At 45.6% G+C, this 15,658-nt stretch carries 12 protein-coding genes and 1 pseudogene; 2 read left to right on the top strand and 11 right to left on the bottom strand.

Features of this window, described 5'->3' with window-relative positions:
* Positions 1-135 (bottom strand): annotated as a pseudogene (locus tag L5M38_RS20075) (IS110 family transposase); the annotation flags it as partial.
* Positions 136-532: 397 nt separating this feature from the next.
* Between L5M38_RS20075 and L5M38_RS20070 the strand changes: the two are divergent.
* Positions 533-2,074: a DUF3644 domain-containing protein gene (locus L5M38_RS20070; protein ID WP_263171847.1), complete on the top strand. Its 1,542-nt coding sequence runs from the start codon at positions 533-535 to the stop codon at positions 2,072-2,074.
* A 567-nt stretch (positions 2,075-2,641) separates the two neighbouring features.
* On the opposite strand, the gene L5M38_RS20065 is transcribed toward L5M38_RS20070, so the two are convergent.
* Positions 2,642-3,271 (bottom strand): flavin reductase family protein, encoded by a 630-nt coding sequence (locus L5M38_RS20065; protein ID WP_263180132.1) that lies wholly within the window; start codon positions 3,269-3,271, stop codon positions 2,642-2,644.
* A 255-nt stretch (positions 3,272-3,526) separates the two neighbouring features.
* On the opposite strand from L5M38_RS20065, the gene L5M38_RS20060 reads away from it, so the two are divergent.
* Complete coding sequence (locus L5M38_RS20060) at positions 3,527-5,920, top strand: fatty acid cis/trans isomerase (protein WP_263180130.1); 2,394 nt, start codon at positions 3,527-3,529, stop codon at positions 5,918-5,920.
* Between the two features lie 52 nt (positions 5,921-5,972).
* On the opposite strand, the gene L5M38_RS20055 is transcribed toward L5M38_RS20060, so the two are convergent.
* From L5M38_RS20055 to L5M38_RS20015, 9 genes are all read right to left on the bottom strand, one after another.
* Entirely contained in the window at positions 5,973-8,087 is a 2,115-nt protein-coding gene (locus tag L5M38_RS20055; RefSeq protein WP_263180128.1) for a M13 family metallopeptidase, read from the bottom strand.
* A gap of 235 nt (positions 8,088-8,322) precedes the next feature.
* The gene (locus L5M38_RS20050; RefSeq protein WP_173496241.1) at positions 8,323-9,606 is read right to left on the bottom strand and encodes a transcriptional regulator; all 1,284 of its coding nucleotides are present in this window, start codon (positions 9,604-9,606) and stop codon (positions 8,323-8,325) included.
* A gap of 221 nt (positions 9,607-9,827) precedes the next feature.
* The gene (locus L5M38_RS20045) at positions 9,828-10,700 is read right to left on the bottom strand and encodes an ABC transporter permease (RefSeq protein ID WP_263180126.1); all 873 of its coding nucleotides are present in this window, start codon (positions 10,698-10,700) and stop codon (positions 9,828-9,830) included.
* Positions 10,697-11,737: an ABC transporter ATP-binding protein gene (locus L5M38_RS20040; protein ID WP_263180125.1), complete on the bottom strand. Its 1,041-nt coding sequence runs from the start codon at positions 11,735-11,737 to the stop codon at positions 10,697-10,699. The genes L5M38_RS20045 and L5M38_RS20040 overlap by 4 nt, the downstream gene beginning before the upstream one ends.
* Positions 11,734-13,023 (bottom strand): nitrous oxide reductase family maturation protein NosD, encoded by a 1,290-nt coding sequence (gene nosD / locus L5M38_RS20035; protein WP_263180124.1) that lies wholly within the window; start codon positions 13,021-13,023, stop codon positions 11,734-11,736. The genes L5M38_RS20040 and nosD overlap by 4 nt, the downstream gene beginning before the upstream one ends.
* Before the next feature lie 10 nt (positions 13,024-13,033).
* Positions 13,034-13,525 (bottom strand): nitrous oxide reductase accessory protein NosL, encoded by a 492-nt coding sequence (locus tag L5M38_RS20030; RefSeq protein WP_219253156.1) that lies wholly within the window; start codon positions 13,523-13,525, stop codon positions 13,034-13,036.
* An 88-nt stretch (positions 13,526-13,613) separates the two neighbouring features.
* On the bottom strand, positions 13,614-14,294 hold the full coding sequence (locus L5M38_RS20025) for a tetratricopeptide repeat protein (RefSeq protein ID WP_263180123.1): 681 nt from the start codon (positions 14,292-14,294) through the stop codon (positions 13,614-13,616).
* A 34-nt stretch (positions 14,295-14,328) separates the two neighbouring features.
* Positions 14,329-15,111: an FKBP-type peptidyl-prolyl cis-trans isomerase gene (locus L5M38_RS20020; protein WP_263180122.1), complete on the bottom strand. Its 783-nt coding sequence runs from the start codon at positions 15,109-15,111 to the stop codon at positions 14,329-14,331.
* Between the two features lie 85 nt (positions 15,112-15,196).
* Positions 15,197-15,637, bottom strand: a complete 441-nt coding sequence (locus L5M38_RS20015; RefSeq protein WP_028761786.1) for a rhodanese-like domain-containing protein — start codon at positions 15,635-15,637, stop codon at positions 15,197-15,199.
* Positions 15,638-15,658 lie beyond the last annotated feature (21 nt).

The following is a 15,658-nucleotide window of genomic DNA, read 5'->3' as shown; positions in this document are numbered from 1 at the left end:
CTCAATTTGAGCAAGAAAGGGAAGTAAGTCCTTGCGTCTAAGCATTTTCTTTTTGATTAACTTGCCTGCTTTATCGACACCAACAGCATGAAAAACAGACTTTGCGATATCTAAACCAATTGTAGTAATCTTCATAAGTGGACCCGTCCTCTTTCTGATGAGTTTTAGCGACTACATCGTGGCCCATTGTGAGGCCGATTAAAAGTGGATGGGTCCATTCCATTATCCATGCCGAGACTCACGCAATTTGTCTATTCGCCCTGCGGCAACTCCGAGGGGAGGTGTATTCTGTCACTTCGGCTTTGGCTGTTAATACCAATAGCCATCAGCATTGCAAAATTCAACAATGGGTGTCTCTATAAATGCAGGAGGAAAACAGCAAAAAATCATCGACATCGAAAAATGCTTACACTAACTTATGCATAGGATCTCCGGTGTAATGGGGCTCTCGTGGTCAAAAAATCCGATCACGAGGAGGGCCATAAGTTCAGATTAGTTAATGATCTCTAGCTACTAAGAAAGGAATCAGATAATGCAAATAAATAAGGATTGGTCATTCTCCGAAGCTATTTCAAAAATTAACAGTAGCTATAAGCCTGGAGGTCAGTTTTCTGGAAAGGCTAGAAATGTCGCTATCGAACACTGGGTGCAATTAGCAGGTAAAAATAAAGCCAAAATTGCACTTCAAGCGGCTTTGGATGAGTGCGGAACTAAGAAAGCGTTTTATCAAAAATACCAAATGGCGAGTGCTACGTTGGAAGGAATTCTGGAGCTTATCTCTAACCTGCCTGAGCAACAACTTGTACAGCAAAAAGCACATGCCAGTAAATATCAAAAAGTAGACCGAGCTTTCAGCTTTCTTGTTAGTAAGGAGCGATCAGGTGAAACTTTCACGATAAAAGAGCTTGCTGAAGCTACAGACTGGACAGTTGAGACATGCAAAACATACCCAACAAAGCGTTGGCATCAGTATGTGGAGAAGATTGGTATGGATTATTCCAGCTCGGGCTTTGCCTACATGAGTTTGGAAGAGTTCAGGACCGTTCACAGCCAAAAACTGCAACAAACGACAGATCTCTCTTCACGAGGTATTTTGCTTGAGAAAGCAAAGGAATTTGCCTTGCTAGCAGTATCAACCTATAACAATCCTTTTACTCACTATAAAACCTATGGGTTTATAGTGAATATTGTGATTGCTTACACTTCCTTGTTTCACGCAATTTTCGAGAAAAAAGGGGTGGATTATAGGTACCTGGATGGCTCTGGTAATCCAGTCATGATTGATGGGGATACGAAAGCTTGGGAATTATCAAAATGTTGTCGGTATTACTGGCAAAATACTGGAGCGGCTGAGGTAGCTAATATTGAATTTTTGGTTGGGCTAAGAAACAGAATAGAACACCGAAGTCTTCCTGCTTTGGACCTTGCAGTTGCGGGTGAATGCCAATCAGCTCTTTCCAATTTTGAGAACCTTCTGATTAAGGAATTTGGAGACACACACACCCTATGCGTAAATCTCGCCATTGCAATGCAGTTAACCAGAATTTCTGAGCAGGCTCAAATTGATGCAATGAAGCAGCTGCAAAGAGAGAACTACCGTGTTGTTCGGGAATATATGGAAACTTTTAGAAAAGACCTCGATGAAGAGGTATTTCAAAGTCAACACTTCCGATTAAGAGCATTTTTGGTCCCAAAAGTAGGCAATCATGCAAAAAGCTCTGATTTGACTATTGAATTTGTTAATGTAGAAAAACTGAGTGCTGAGCAACTCACGAATTATGAACGTGGTATAGCTTTTATTAAGGGAGTTGAGTCTCCATATAAGTTAAAACCAGGCAAGGTTGTCGCTCTTTTACATGACCATTTCCCTGAGTTCAATATGGCAATGCACACAAAGTGTTGGAAATACTTCACGGCTAGACCGCAGAGCATTGAGGTCTCTTTTAAAGGTGAATATGCCGGCTACGTAGAAGGTTTTGATCATTATCTTTATACAAAAACGTGGGTCGAAAACCTTAAGACTGTAATGAATAATAAAACTTTGATCACAAAAATAAAAAGTCATGAAAATTAATAAAAAATGAGGAGATATATAGTTACTTCGGGTTTAGAAGGCCAATGTACTTTCATTTTCAAACTACATTAACGCTAAATTGATATATCACCTTTTACAGCAGAGTATCGGTTATTAATGGTTGGTGGTCTTGCAACATATATCCGGCGTCTCAGCCCTGCTGAGAATTAAGACACTCACAATTATTTGGCTTTTCAGGGCTAACTAACAACATTAAAACTTAAGGGATACACCATCCCCTCGGAGTTGCCGCAGGGCGAATAGACAAATTGCGTGAGTCTCGCCATGGATGGCGAGCTAGCTTTCGCAGGTGCAGGGATGCATCCTTCGGAAGCGATAGCAAATTTGTCAATGAGCACAAGGGGCTTTCAACTCCGTTAGGGGCGTCATGGAGCATCCAAGGAGGATAGGACGAGCAGTCCTCCTTGGTCGGGTGTGGGGTGAAACCCCACGACTTTGACTTAGGCTTAGGCTTAGATTTTGATTTAAAAAGTTAAAAGTTAACCTCATGAGTCAATCTTAAACGAAGTTTAAAAACCCACAGCCCTGCGGCGAATGAGCAGCCCCCTACACTTGTGGTCTATGTAGATCGAAACGCAGATCTTCTGAGATCCCATAATAAGCCGATGGGCCGCCGGCACGTAATACGGGCTCGGCAAGGGCAGTTTGATAAATCCCCTCGGCATTGAGTAAATGCTTAGCAATATGCACGGCCACCACTTCACCTAACACCAACCAAGTATCGATCTTGTCGCCATTGGCGGCGGTTAACTGGATACATTGGGACAACTTACATTCAAAATTCACAGGGCTTTCAGCCACTAAGTCTGCCTTAACAATGGTGCCAGCTTTAGCCGTGAGTCCGGCAAAGCTAAACTCATCTTGACCGCGTGGCAGCATGGCGGAGGTTTGATTCATCTGCTCGGCTAAGCCGCGCGTGGTGAGGTTCCACACAAATTCGCCTGTTTCGACAATATTGGCGACACTGTCTTTCCAACCTGTGCTGGCAAAGCCGATGATGGGCGGTTTGTAGTTGAAACAATTGAAAAAGCTGTAAGGGGCGAGATTGCGCTGCCCCTCGACATTCCGTGATGAAATCCAGCCGATCGGTCGAGGCCCCACAATCGCATTTAAAGGATCGTGTGCAAGGCCATGGCCTTTGCTCGGTTCGTAAAAATAGCGGTTATCAGCAGTCATACTTCATCCTTTTGTTATTGCCACAACAATACTGGAGCAATTAATACAGCCATCACAGGTACGCTTTCATAGCCGCTATCTTACCCAAGTTTCGAGCAGCGACCAAAAGTCTGTAGGGCAACTTAAGTAAACTCCTTGAACAACATCTGGCTGCAAATTTCAAATCCAACACACTCTTCTGCTAAAGTGATACTTATCAGTGGGCTAAAAAGCCTAACTCTGCTAAATAGCATGTGACAAATGAAGGAGCGGTGAATGGACGCGATAAAAGGGGGATGGAAGAGGTTGTTGTTGGTCGCAGTGCTGTTAGCGACAGGTTGTGCCAGCGTAGCGCAAATCGATTTCAATAGCCTGTTTGGCACTAGCTCACCACAAAAACGCGTCGAAAATGCACAGCTGAACGACCAATTTATTCAACAGGCCGAGTTTGTGCACACACAAGTTGAGCCTATTCTCAATAGCCGCTGCGTGGTATGTCATGCCTGTTACGATGCCCCCTGCCAGTTAAAAATGACCTCGAGCGAAGGTATAGAGCGTGGGGCGAGTAAGGAAAAGGTTTACCAAGGCACACGCTTAGTCGCTGCCACACCTAATCGCTTACTTGTCGATGCCTTTACCCCTGAAGCTTGGCGTCAACGCGGGTTTTACCCCATGCTAAACGAGCGCGATCAAACCCCAGAAGCTAATACCCAAGCCTCGGTATTAGCCAGAATGCTCACGCTTAAGCAAATGCATCCTCTGCCCGAAGACAAGATTTTAGATAAGCGTTTTGATTTCAGCCTAGACAGAGTTCAGCAATGCGCCAGCCTAGAGGAAATGGACAAATACGAGCAAAGCCAGCCCCTTGCAGGTATGCCTTATGGCTTGCCAGCACTGAATGCGAATGAGCATCAAGTGTTGATGCACTGGCTTGAGCAAGGTGCACCACTGCCATTTGCACAGGCGCTAACACCTGAATTTATTGCAGAAATAACCCACTGGGAGGAGTTTTTAAACGGCGACAGTTTAAAAAGCCAATTAAGTGCACGTTACATTTATGAGCATTTGTTTGCCTTCCACTTATATTTTGAGTCTTTAAATCAACCGAACTCCCAGCCTTTATTCTTCGAGTTAGTGCGTTCTCGGACGCCGCCGGGGCAAGCGCTGGATATTATCGCCTCCCGTCGTCCCTTCGACGATCCTAAGGTGGAGCGAGTCTATTACCGCTTTCGGCCTTATCGGGCAACCATAGTCGATAAAACCCACATCCCCTACGCTTTGAATACCGGCTTGCTCAATAACTGGCAACAATGGTTTATCGATGCGGATTACTCAGTCACTCAACTGCCGAGCTACAAGCCGAGCGTTGCGGCCAATCCCTTTGAAGCCTTTATTCAAATTCCTGCCAGTGCGCGCTATCGATTTATGCTGACCCGCGCCCAAGATACCATTATGGGCTTTATCAAAGGTCCAGTGTGCCGTGGTCAGGTGGCGCTCAATGTCATTAACGATAGATTCTGGGTGTACTTTGTGACTCCTGATTATATGGACGACACTGACTTTAGCGCTTTTTACCATTCCCAACTTGAAAACCTACGTATGCCTGCAGAGGAAGAAAGCACTGCATTAGCAGTAACTTGGGTAAAATATGCCGCCAAGCAAGGCAAATATATGCGGGCGCGTAATCAGTTCTTGAACGAGAAATTCAAAAACGGCCAGCACCTTACCATAGACGGACTCTGGGATGGCGACGACACCAATGATAATGCCAGCCTGACAGTATTTCGCCACTTCGACAATGCCACAGTGGTCAAAGGCTTAGTCGGCGAACCACCCAAAACGGCTTGGATTATCGATTATGCCTTGCTGGAGCGTATCCACTATTTATTGGTGGCGGGTTTCGATGTTTATGGTAACTACGGCCACCAGCTATTAACTCGCTTATACATGGATTTTTTACGTATGGAGGGGGAATCGAATTTCCTGACCCTGTTGCCACAGGAGGAAAGGCGCAAGCAGTTGAGTGATTGGTATCAAGGGGCTGGAACTCAACTCACGGCCTTTATCGCAGGGGATATCAACACCTTTCATCAGCCTACGGGCGTACTCTACTTTAGTGACGATCTAAAGGGCGAACTGTATCAAAAACTCGGACAGAAGGTTGCTAAAGTTCAACCCAATCGATATCACATAGAAAACAGTAGCTTGCAAATACATAGCAAAGCACTTTTACACACATTAGATCGATTAAAAGGCACACAAGCGACCCTGTTACCTGAACTAACTATGATCATGGTCGAACCTGAAAAAGCGGGTAAAGCAGAGATATTTACCTTAGTTCGCAATAGCGCCCATCGGAATATTTCGAGTCTATTTAATGAGGCGAGTAACCGCGAACCCGCTAAAGATGACGTCACTTTAGTGCATGGCTTATTGGGTAGTTATCCCGAGGCATTTTGGCGAGTGAAAGAACAAGACTTGCCTAACGTCGTGGCGACAGTAGAGAAAATGCAAACTGAAAAAGACTATGAGGCACTGTTAGATATGGTGGGTGTACGCCGTGCTGATCCGAAGTTTTGGGCCTTTAGTGACGAACTCAATCAGATCTTTTTCGACAATCACCCGATAGAAAGTGGGTGGCTGGATTACAACCGACTGCAAAATCGTTAATAAAAAAAGGGAACGCTAGTGTTCCCCTTCCTTTCAAATCAACCCAGTAAACTTACCAGATCTTAACGCGATCTTCTGGAGCCAAATACAGCTTATCGCCAGGCTTAACATCGAATGCAGTATACCAAGCATCTAAGTTACGCACGGTCAGCGCGCGGTACATGCCGGGGGCATGTCCATCGGTTGCCACCCGAGCACGCAGGGCTTCGTCACGCATCTTAGTGGCCCAGGTTTGCGCAAAGCCGATAAAGAAGCGTTGATCACCCGTAAAGCCTCCAATCACTGGGGCATCTTTGTCTTTAAGCGAGGCATGGTAAGCATCATAAGCGGCGGCTAAACCTGCTACGTCGGCAATGTTTTCACCTAAGGTCAACTTGCCATTGACGTGTAAATCAGGGAAAGGCGCATAGGCATCAAACTGCTGCGCTAACGCATCGCCTTGCTTATCAAATTGAGCAAAGTCAGCGGGCGTCCACCAGTTACGCATAGCGCCAGTCGAGTCAAAAGCCGCGCCATTGTTATCAAAACTATGGCTGATTTCATGGCCAATCACAGCGCCAATAGCGCCATAGTTGTAAGCGGCATCGGCCTTAGCATCGAAGAATGGCGGTTGCAAAATACCCGCAGGGAAGTTAAGCGCATTCTGCACGGGCAAATTCACCGCATTCACCACTTGCGGCGTCATCCACCACTCGCCTTTATCCATTGGTTTGCCAATCTTGGCTAACTGGTGGCTGTACTCCACTTTTTCGCCATTGATGGCATTGGCGTAGGCATTGGTCGCAGTCACTGCATAGCTGTCGTAATTGCGCCATTTGTCGGGATAACCCACGCCCACTGCCATAGTGGCCACTTTTGCTAGGGCTTCTTTCTTGGTTGAAGGGTCCATCCAATCGAGTTTTTCCACTCGCTGACCGAAGGCGGCCACTATGTTATCCACCATAGTGCTGACTTCTGCTTTGGCCGAAGCGGGGAAATATTGCTCGGCATAGGCATGGCCTACGGCATCACCTAAATATTGGTCGAGTGCTGCTAAGGCACGTTTATCGCGGCTGCGCTGCTCTGGCGTGCCAGAAAGCTTAGTGCCATTAAAGGCAAACGAAGCGTTGTCGATAGCCGATGGCAACACATCAGCATGGCTGTTGATATGGTGGAACACGAGCCAATCTTTCCATGCTTCTAAAGGCTCAGAGGCCACAAGCGCAGAAAGTCCCGTAATCGCCGTTGCATGGTAGGCCGCAAATTTAGGCTGATTGCCCAGTTGCGCCGCCGCTAGAAAGGCAGTCCAATCGATGCCCGGAGCTTTGGCATCAAAGTCAGCACGGCTCCATACACCCGAAGACTGAGTAAAATCTTCGCTTGCTTCACGGCTGGCGTGGGCTACGGCAATCTTGTTTTCAAGGGCAAAAATACGATCGGCACGGACAGCGGCATCGCTCACACCCGCATCTTTGAGCAAAGTTTCAATGTAAGCGCGGTAAGCGGTGCGAATGTCGACCATTTTAGGATCGGCAGACAGGTAATATTCGCGCTCAGGTAAGCCTAAACCGCCCTGTAAAAAGTAAGGTAAGACTTCGCCCGGCGTGGCTAAACCTTGGGTGACGAAGATCCCAAATAGGTTTTCGGTATAAAAGTCAGTCGCGTTGAGAGGGTCGACATCGGCGCGCAGATTTCCGCCTAACGCCGCAGATAAATCCTGCTTGCTCGCAATGGCCTCATAACGGGCAATATCCGCCTCGGCAGGCTTCATTCCTGCGGCATCAATAGCAGCGGTATCTGTGTAAGCCTTGTAGAAATCGGCGATACGCGCTTCGTCGCTTCCCGCCGCATGCTGCGCTTTCACCAGATCGGCAATCAAACTGGTTTTATGCTTTTCGGTTGCTTCAAAGGCAACGAGGAAAGCGCCAGTGCTGGAGCGATCGGCGGGGATCATCGTCGTTTTCATCCATTCGCCATTGGCGTAGGTATAAAAATCATCCCCTGGTTTTACCGTTGGCGTCATAGCCGCGACATTAATGCCAATCGGCATTTGAGCCGCAATGTCTTGACTTTTTGGTGCGTTTTCGCTGGTTTTTACGGTGTTTTCTGTGGTGTTATCACTGCAAGCAGTGAGCCCAGCCAGTACTGAAGTTGACAGTAACAGCACGGGAATAAGACGGTCCGACATGAATGACTCCTCTCTTTTTTATTATTGTATTTATAGTGTGATTGCTAAGTTTGGCAGTGTAACTGGCACTGAATGAAGAAGTAAAACAAAGCCAATTTTTATGATAGAAAGTTAATGCAAACAATTTGAGCCAGACGCTTAAACACGCAGCTTAGCATCATCACGACCGCGCTCAACTGCAGGCACAAAAAAGCCGACGCTATGTCGGCTTAATCAAGTTTGGCTAACGACTACTTTATAATTTGATCTGAGTGTACTGAGTCCACGCAAGTACTTGTCCCATCTGAGGAATGATCCATACTGCCGTGTGCTCATTTTGATAAACACGATAATAAAATAAATCTTCATCACGGATATCATGCTTACGAATTTCACGGTAGAACTGCATAGCAGAATGGCTGACTTCATCCGGTTTTGTCAGTTCTTTTTGTAACACTTTAACGTGAAAGACATCAACTTTAAGGTCATCAATCGTGGTCTGGTACTGCTCAAACTCACCGCGAATAGTGTATTTAATCGGCGTCGTTAAACAATCTTGATCTGTAATACAGGAGGTCGAATAAAACTTACCCTTATTTTGCCCTTCATAGACCAGAGACATACTGAGATCGTTACGAACTAAGAGTTCGCCCGCGACGGGAAAATAAATATCCGCATGGTAATTATGCTCAAGTAACTCACCCATTCCTTTATCATCCGCAGGGAGGACAATACGGTTATAGCGAATGCGCTGCTCCATTATTTGGCTCAGCGGAATAAACTCCGCCATATTTAATCCTGCGGGTTTTGCATCTATCGCCGTGATATTGATGATGCCGTGACCACTGCAGGCATCGGCGTCCAGCTCAGGGCAAATCGCCATCGAATAATTTTTGCCATCTGTTGAGGTAAATGCACTGAAGTAATTAAGGTTATTGATGTGATTTCCCTCTGGCGCTAAATGTTTTTGCCACCATGAAGGATGTAAACGATCCTCATCACCAATATAGAAGGTTCGCGCCGTCCCCAGCGTGCCACCAATATTGAGGCTGATATATTTATCGGCATGCCATTTAGCCACCTGTTTAACCACCGCATGGTGGTCGCTCACATACCAAACGATTGCCAAGATAGCGCACAAGAGGGCAATACCAGCAACTTTAGTCCAAACCGACACCCCCACTAAGGCATCACGAATTGCATTCGCATCATTGATCGCCAGCATCTTTACATGGGATTGTTCAGAGATATGCAATTGATAACCGCGGCGTGCCACGGTTTTAAGCTGCACTTCGGTATAGGGTTCAAGCTTTTTACGTAAGGTACTGATGCATTGCGTTAAAGAGGTAGGAGCAACCACCCTTTCAGGCCAGCCGACCTGCAGCAATTCTTCCTTAGTAAAAATGGCATTCGTGGATGATAACAGCAGCACTAATAAGGCCGTTTCGGAAAAAGTCAGGCTGATGGTTGTCCCATTCACATGATCGACTAATTCCTTAGCCTGTTCATCTAACATTAAATAAGATGTGATTTTATGCATGTTAAACGCCTGAAAGATCAGCCAATACTGATAAAGTTTGATTACACTAACAACATGCAATCATCATGTGACATTGTTTCTTTCCAAGAAAACGATGATATGCAATCACCAAGTCAAGATGGTTAATTTTACCTTTTAACAACATATAAGAGTGTGACTCTATACTCAGTTTAGTCATTGTTTAATAAGTACAAAGTTAGACTAATACAGAGGTCGCTAAACTAGATTTCTTGGTATTTAAAGATCCAAGAACAACACAAAAGTAATGCACCAATCCAGCCACCCAGCAAACCATACATTAAGGGTAAGCCCAGACCAGTTTGAGCAAGCAGAGTGAGACTACTTTTGGCCGCGAGTGTATCCGAGGGAGTCGCGAGTAAATTTAAAGCACGGAACAGATCAGTAGGGTTCAACAAAATCAGTAGATTGAATACTGTACGATTAAACATCTCACTCATTCCAACCACAGCACTGAGTAAAATAAGATCATAAACCAGCACAAGCACAAACCATAAAATGAGTAATATCCCCAGTGCCTTGGCTTTTTCTCGCACATACAGGCTAACCCAATAACCCAAGAGCACGAACACTAATGACAGTAAAATACTACTCATAATCAAATGGATAAACCCGATAGCTATGGATAACTGGGCCTGAGTATCGCCCAGAGATATCAGTATTAATCCTGTTAAACCAAAGCCCAAAATGCAGGCAATGGTCATCACGCAGGCATGGCCTAAAAACTTGCCGCACACCAGATGCCAACGTGCTAATGGATAGGTCAGCAGTAACAACAGAGTGCCGGATTCTTTTTCACCAACAAAGCTGTCATAACTCAACAAAATCGCACCTAAAGGGAGCATAAATACCGATAAAGTGACTAACCCAGAAAGGATTTGGGCAGGCTCAAATACCACTAAGTTGCCGGACACAGCGCTGCCCATAAAACTCACACACAGAGATAGCAGCAACAAGATTCCCGCCATCATCCATAACCAACGATTACGTACATTATCCTTAAACTCTTTGGCGGCTATGGTGCTCACTATGCTCAGGGCACTTAAACGATGGTGCAAAACCTCAGAACGGTTCATAGGACTGATTCCAAATTAATCGCCTGATTTATATCTGTTATGTTAATAGTCTTTGTAGGCATTGTTGGCGACTGAAGGGGGCAAAGACTTTCCATGTAATGATGAAACACACTCTGCAAACTAGGAGGTTCAATAGAAAAATCCCCCGCGGGCACTTTTTGTAATAAGTGATTTAACACGGCTGACTTTTGCTCCTGTGGCACGGCTAGTGTGAGTCCCTGCCCCGCATTTGCCTTAACACATGCCGCTAAAATGGGATCCGCGAGCAATGCTTGCCTTTGAGTATTAGATAGAAAATGCAACAAGATATGATTTGGCAACTGAGTCGCCGCCCTCAGGGAGGTTAAGCTTCCCGAAGCTAACATTCGTCCTCGACCTAAGATCAAAGCGCGATCCATCTGATCTTGCACTAATCCCAACTCATGGGTACTGATAATAATGGCGCAACCCTGCGCCCTGAGCTGAGCGATTTTTTGATACAGAAAAGCCGATGCCAAGGGATCTAAGCCGACTGTCGGTTCATCGAGTAACAGTACCTTAGGCTCAGCCAATATCGCCTGCGCGAGTCCAAGACGTTGCCGCATTCCCTTAGAAAAAGTACTCAAACGCTTATCTTTAGCGGCCTCTAAACCAAATTCATCAAGTAATTCATGCACTTTAGGCAAGGCAACGCCCTTAAGCTTAGCGAAATATCGCAGCAGCTCATTGGCGGTCATATTGTCATAAAAACTCACATTTTCAGGTAAATAGCCTAAAGACAAACTCTGCCGCACCTGTTGGGAGCTCACACTATGACCTTGAACTTGGAGCAAGCCACTTGTGGGGGTAAGTAATCCCAAAATAAGCTTGAGTAACGTAGATTTACCCGCACCATTATGCCCAAGGAGTGCGATCACTTGACCCGCTAACACCTCAAAACTCACGTCATCCAGAGCCTTAAACTTGCCATAGCATTTACTGATGTTTGTCGCTTTAATAACCACATCTGCACTCGCTATAGGCTTATTTTCTGAGCAGGTCATAGTTTGATGATTCATTGCGAACCTCCATCAATCAGTACGTGCGCGTCACTTTGCATTAGGGGAAAACTATCACTTATACCGCTTGTCACTTGGGGCTTAAATTGGCGTTCCACCCAGCGCAGTAACAACACAACTGGGCTTTCCATCAATAGTTTGGCTTCAGGATAAAGCCAAAACAGTTTATCTAAACTGTCATTCGGCCTATGGGTAATATCCCCGAATCCATCGCCATTCAGATCCCAGCCTTGATATTCCGACCAGTAATTCCCCTGCCCCTGATAACTCCATTCAAGTTGGCTTTCACCGACATATTTGACTTGGGTTTGATTGGCCATAATACGATTATGCCAAAGGCGATTTTCCTCTCCGCCCATGGCCATACTGATCCCAGTATCACTGTAGCTAAACTCGTTATCTTGAATACGGTTATGTTGAGCAGCGTAAATAAAAATACCTTTCCCCTCATTGCCAAGCTCCACAGTGCCCTTAGGGTTATGGATTTGACTCGCGACATTGGCTTGCACATGGGATGCCTCAGTAATATTGAGCAAAATGCCAAAGCCCCGCGCCTGAGTCACACTGTTGTGGTGCAGGTAAATATGGGTTGAATTCATTAGGGCATAACCGCCATCGACAGCAATCGCTTGGTTTTGCCACGCTTCGTCGGCTTGGGTATACATGTAGTGAATGCCATATTGCAGCTTAGCGAATTGATTTTCATAAATGCGGCTGTGGGTAACGGACTCTAAATACACACCATCACGAACAAAAATCAGCTGATTTCGGTCAATTTGTGGCGAATTAACATGCTTGAGATAAATGCCATCACCCCGATCAAGCACATGAATGGCGCCGTTACCACTAATGCTATTGTCCGTGATGATGGGCGAGTTTAGCTGTTCGCCATAAATACCAAAACCATCACCCACCAAGCGGTTTCCCTTAATCAACACATTATCCGCCCCTTTTTTGAGTAAAATGGCGGCATCACGGTAATACAGATCCCGTCCCCAGTGGCGGATATTGAGCCCCTCAATACTCACCTGAGGCGCCTCAATGACCAACGCACTGCCTTGGCGCAGTGCATCTAATGTCGCGCCTATTTCCCCCTTTAGCGAAATGGATTGCGTCACCTTAAAGGAGCCTTCATACACCCCAGTGGCTAGCACTAAGGTGTCACCTGCTTGGGCTTTGTTAAGGGCAAGAGTGAGTGAATCTGTATCTGTTACCCGAATGAGTGCTGCCCAAGTACCGAAAGAGGCAAAGCACAGCAGCCAGATAAGGACAAGACGCAGCTTCATCATCACAACCTTATTTATCACCCGCGAGCAGTTCTAGGGTGATGTCATCAAATCTCAGTACGCGACCACCGTATTCCTTAGCAAAGGCTTCGGCAGCAGCTTTGGTACTAAAAGGGGCAACGGCAGGTCCCATCACAGCTTTCTTAGTCGTACCGTAAACATAGAAGGCATTTTGAGCATCAATAAAGGCGCCATCGTCTGGCTGATCCCAATCGGTCGTGCCCGCGTCATGCACCATCATGTAATCAATTTGTCTTTTATTTTCAGGCTGTAATGCAAAGTTAAACATATCGCGGCTAGAACAAAACTTAGGTACCGTTTTCTCAGCCTTGAGGTGCACTTGCCCTTTAGGTCCGGGATATTTAGTGATCACCATGCCGCATAAATGACAACGGTCATGCTCGTGGATCATCTCGGCTTTATGAACATGGTCTGTGGCCTCGCTTTTATTACAGCCAAATAGCAAGGGTACTAACAGCAACAATGCATAGTATTTCTTCATCCTATTTATCCTTTTATAAAAATATCAACGCCTCGCCAGATTCCTTGCAGGGACAGATCTTTACGGCGAGGGTTGATAGAAACGGGTTTCATCTTTCATTCATTTTGCTTTGTGCTTTTGCAATCGCATTATTGATTGCTTCACGGTTGATACTGTCCCTATTGTGTTTGAGCAAAAGCAGCCAATGGTCAATGGCCTCTTGGTTACGAGCATGCAAGTAAGCATCTGCCGCGAGTAACATATGGGTTTGAGGCTCAAAGGGAGAAAGTGCTAATGCTTTGGCAATCACCTCTTGGGTTTCAGGAGTCATTTGCCGAAGCTCGCGGTAATAAAGCGCGTTAGCTTTTGCACCTAACACTTCGGCATCATCTCCCCCTATTTCAAGTAATTTATCTAAGGTCAGCACCGCATCTGAGTACAAACCTCCCGCATTGTAAGCCTGAGCTAATGACATAAGTGCCAAGGTGTTTTGCGGCTCACTCTGAGCCCAACGACTGGCTTTGGTGATCTCGGCCGCCACTAAATAATCAATATTTTCATCAAGCCGACCTTGATCCCAATCCCTAAAACGGCCTGTTTGACTGTAGATAGCAAGGGTAAGCAGCACTAGGACGATTCCCATCGCAAAGGGCACTTTGCTCGACATGTTTGGCAACTGTGCGATTCCCATGACTAGGTTTAGACGCATGTGCTGCCAGTAAATGTAAGCAACAAACAACAGTAAACTGATGCCAATGCCTAGTCCTAAGCTCACCATTCCAGTCTCCATTTCACTCTCCAAACAACTCGTTTTAGGAGGCTGATTAACCGTGTGCAGGCATCATCTTTTTATTTTTCATCTCTTTCATTTCGCTTGGTTTCTCAATATTTTTCAGTTCAATTTCAAAGATAAGTGCTGACTCAGGAGGAATAATACCTACAGCTTCAATGCCATAGGCAAGGCTTGCTGGTACCACAAAACGGTATTTAGACCCCACAGGCATCAACTTTAATCCCTCTTCCCAAGCGGGGATCACCGACATTAATGCAAACCGAGTGGGCTCTTTACGTCCAACCGTATTTTCAAACTCAGTCCCATCGATAAGAGTGCCAACATATTCCACTGTGACCACATCTTCTGGATTGGGTTTATGACCTTTACCTTGGGTTAAGACTTCGTATTGAAGACCAGAGGCGGTAACTTTAACGCCAGACTTTTTTTGATTTTCAGCAAGATATGCCGCACTTGCCTTTTTAGTTTCTGCCATTTGTTTTTCAGCAACGACAGTTCTTGCGGCATTGAGTTGTTCTGCTCTTTGGTTCAGGTAGGTCAGCACTTCTTCGTCGGTTAATTGCTGTTTATCTTTAAGCGCATCCACAAAACCTTGCACGACTAAGTCGACATTCACCTCTGAACCCAATTCAACTTGGTTGTAGACTTGACCAGAAATGTAATTACCAATAGAAGCGCCAATGCTGTAAGAGGTTTTATCTGCATCGGTTTTCAAACTTGTGCCAGCAAAACTGGCTACCGAAACAAATAATGCGGCGCAGGTCGCCACTGTGATGCTTTTGGGGATAAAAGAAGTTGGCATACGTGTTTTCATTTTATGTTCTCTACAATGTTAACCCTGTGGGTTTCGCCTTTTGGCCCTGCAAACCAAACCGATAAAACATCGGTCCTGTGTGTTACTAAGGTTTTTCTGTTACTCGACCTGACATACGCCAGCCATAAATACCATCGGCCATATGACGCACACCTGTGTAACCTAGCTTCATGGTTTCTCTCGCCGCCATATTGCTGCTGGTGCAAAGGCGGTTAGCGCAGTAAAACACCATGACTGCATCTTTATTCTTTGGAAGTAACTCTCTCCAATTCTGAACATTGAAAAAAACCGCTCCGGGGATAAAACCTTCTGCCCATATCTCCAGTGTATTTACGTCGAAAAAATAAACGCCTTGTTTGCCGACTAAGGTTTCCGCTTCCATCATCGAAATGGGATTTAATTGGATTTCGTTATAGGGCACTTCAGACATTTCTGAGCCACCACCGGCGATGACTGGCATAGCAGTCACGCCTAAGGCCAACACCATCAATATTCGGCTTACACTTTGACGAAGCATGTTATGCATAATTAGGCTCTCATATTCCCC

It is taken from the genome of Shewanella sp. SM101, from assembly GCF_025654465.1.
GTDB classification, from domain to species: Bacteria; Pseudomonadota; Gammaproteobacteria; order Enterobacterales; family Shewanellaceae; genus Shewanella; species Shewanella oncorhynchi.
This window is presented reverse-complemented; position numbering and strand designations above follow the sequence as displayed.

What these genes read in the sequence shown, in the direction of transcription:
- L5M38_RS20070 (WP_263171847.1), top strand. Translation starts at nt 533, where the DNA reads ATGCAAATAAATAAGGATTGGTCATTCTCCGAAGCTATTTCAAAAATT.
- L5M38_RS20065 (WP_263180132.1), bottom strand. Translation starts at nt 3,271, where the DNA reads ATGACTGCTGATAACCGCTATTTTTACGAACCGAGCAAAGGCCATGGC.
- L5M38_RS20060 (WP_263180130.1), top strand. Translation starts at nt 3,527, where the DNA reads ATGGACGCGATAAAAGGGGGATGGAAGAGGTTGTTGTTGGTCGCAGTG.
- L5M38_RS20055 (WP_263180128.1), bottom strand. Translation starts at nt 8,087, where the DNA reads ATGTCGGACCGTCTTATTCCCGTGCTGTTACTGTCAACTTCAGTACTG.
- L5M38_RS20050 (WP_173496241.1), bottom strand. Translation starts at nt 9,606, where the DNA reads ATGCATAAAATCACATCTTATTTAATGTTAGATGAACAGGCTAAGGAA.
- L5M38_RS20045 (WP_263180126.1), bottom strand. Translation starts at nt 10,700, where the DNA reads ATGAACCGTTCTGAGGTTTTGCACCATCGTTTAAGTGCCCTGAGCATA.
- L5M38_RS20040 (WP_263180125.1), bottom strand. Translation starts at nt 11,737, where the DNA reads ATGAATCATCAAACTATGACCTGCTCAGAAAATAAGCCTATAGCGAGT.
- nosD (WP_263180124.1), bottom strand. Translation starts at nt 13,023, where the DNA reads ATGAAGCTGCGTCTTGTCCTTATCTGGCTGCTGTGCTTTGCCTCTTTC.
- L5M38_RS20030 (WP_219253156.1), bottom strand. Translation starts at nt 13,525, where the DNA reads ATGAAGAAATACTATGCATTGTTGCTGTTAGTACCCTTGCTATTTGGC.
- L5M38_RS20025 (WP_263180123.1), bottom strand. Translation starts at nt 14,294, where the DNA reads ATGGAGACTGGAATGGTGAGCTTAGGACTAGGCATTGGCATCAGTTTA.
- L5M38_RS20020 (WP_263180122.1), bottom strand. Translation starts at nt 15,111, where the DNA reads ATGAAAACACGTATGCCAACTTCTTTTATCCCCAAAAGCATCACAGTG.
- L5M38_RS20015 (WP_028761786.1), bottom strand. Translation starts at nt 15,637, where the DNA reads ATGCATAACATGCTTCGTCAAAGTGTAAGCCGAATATTGATGGTGTTG.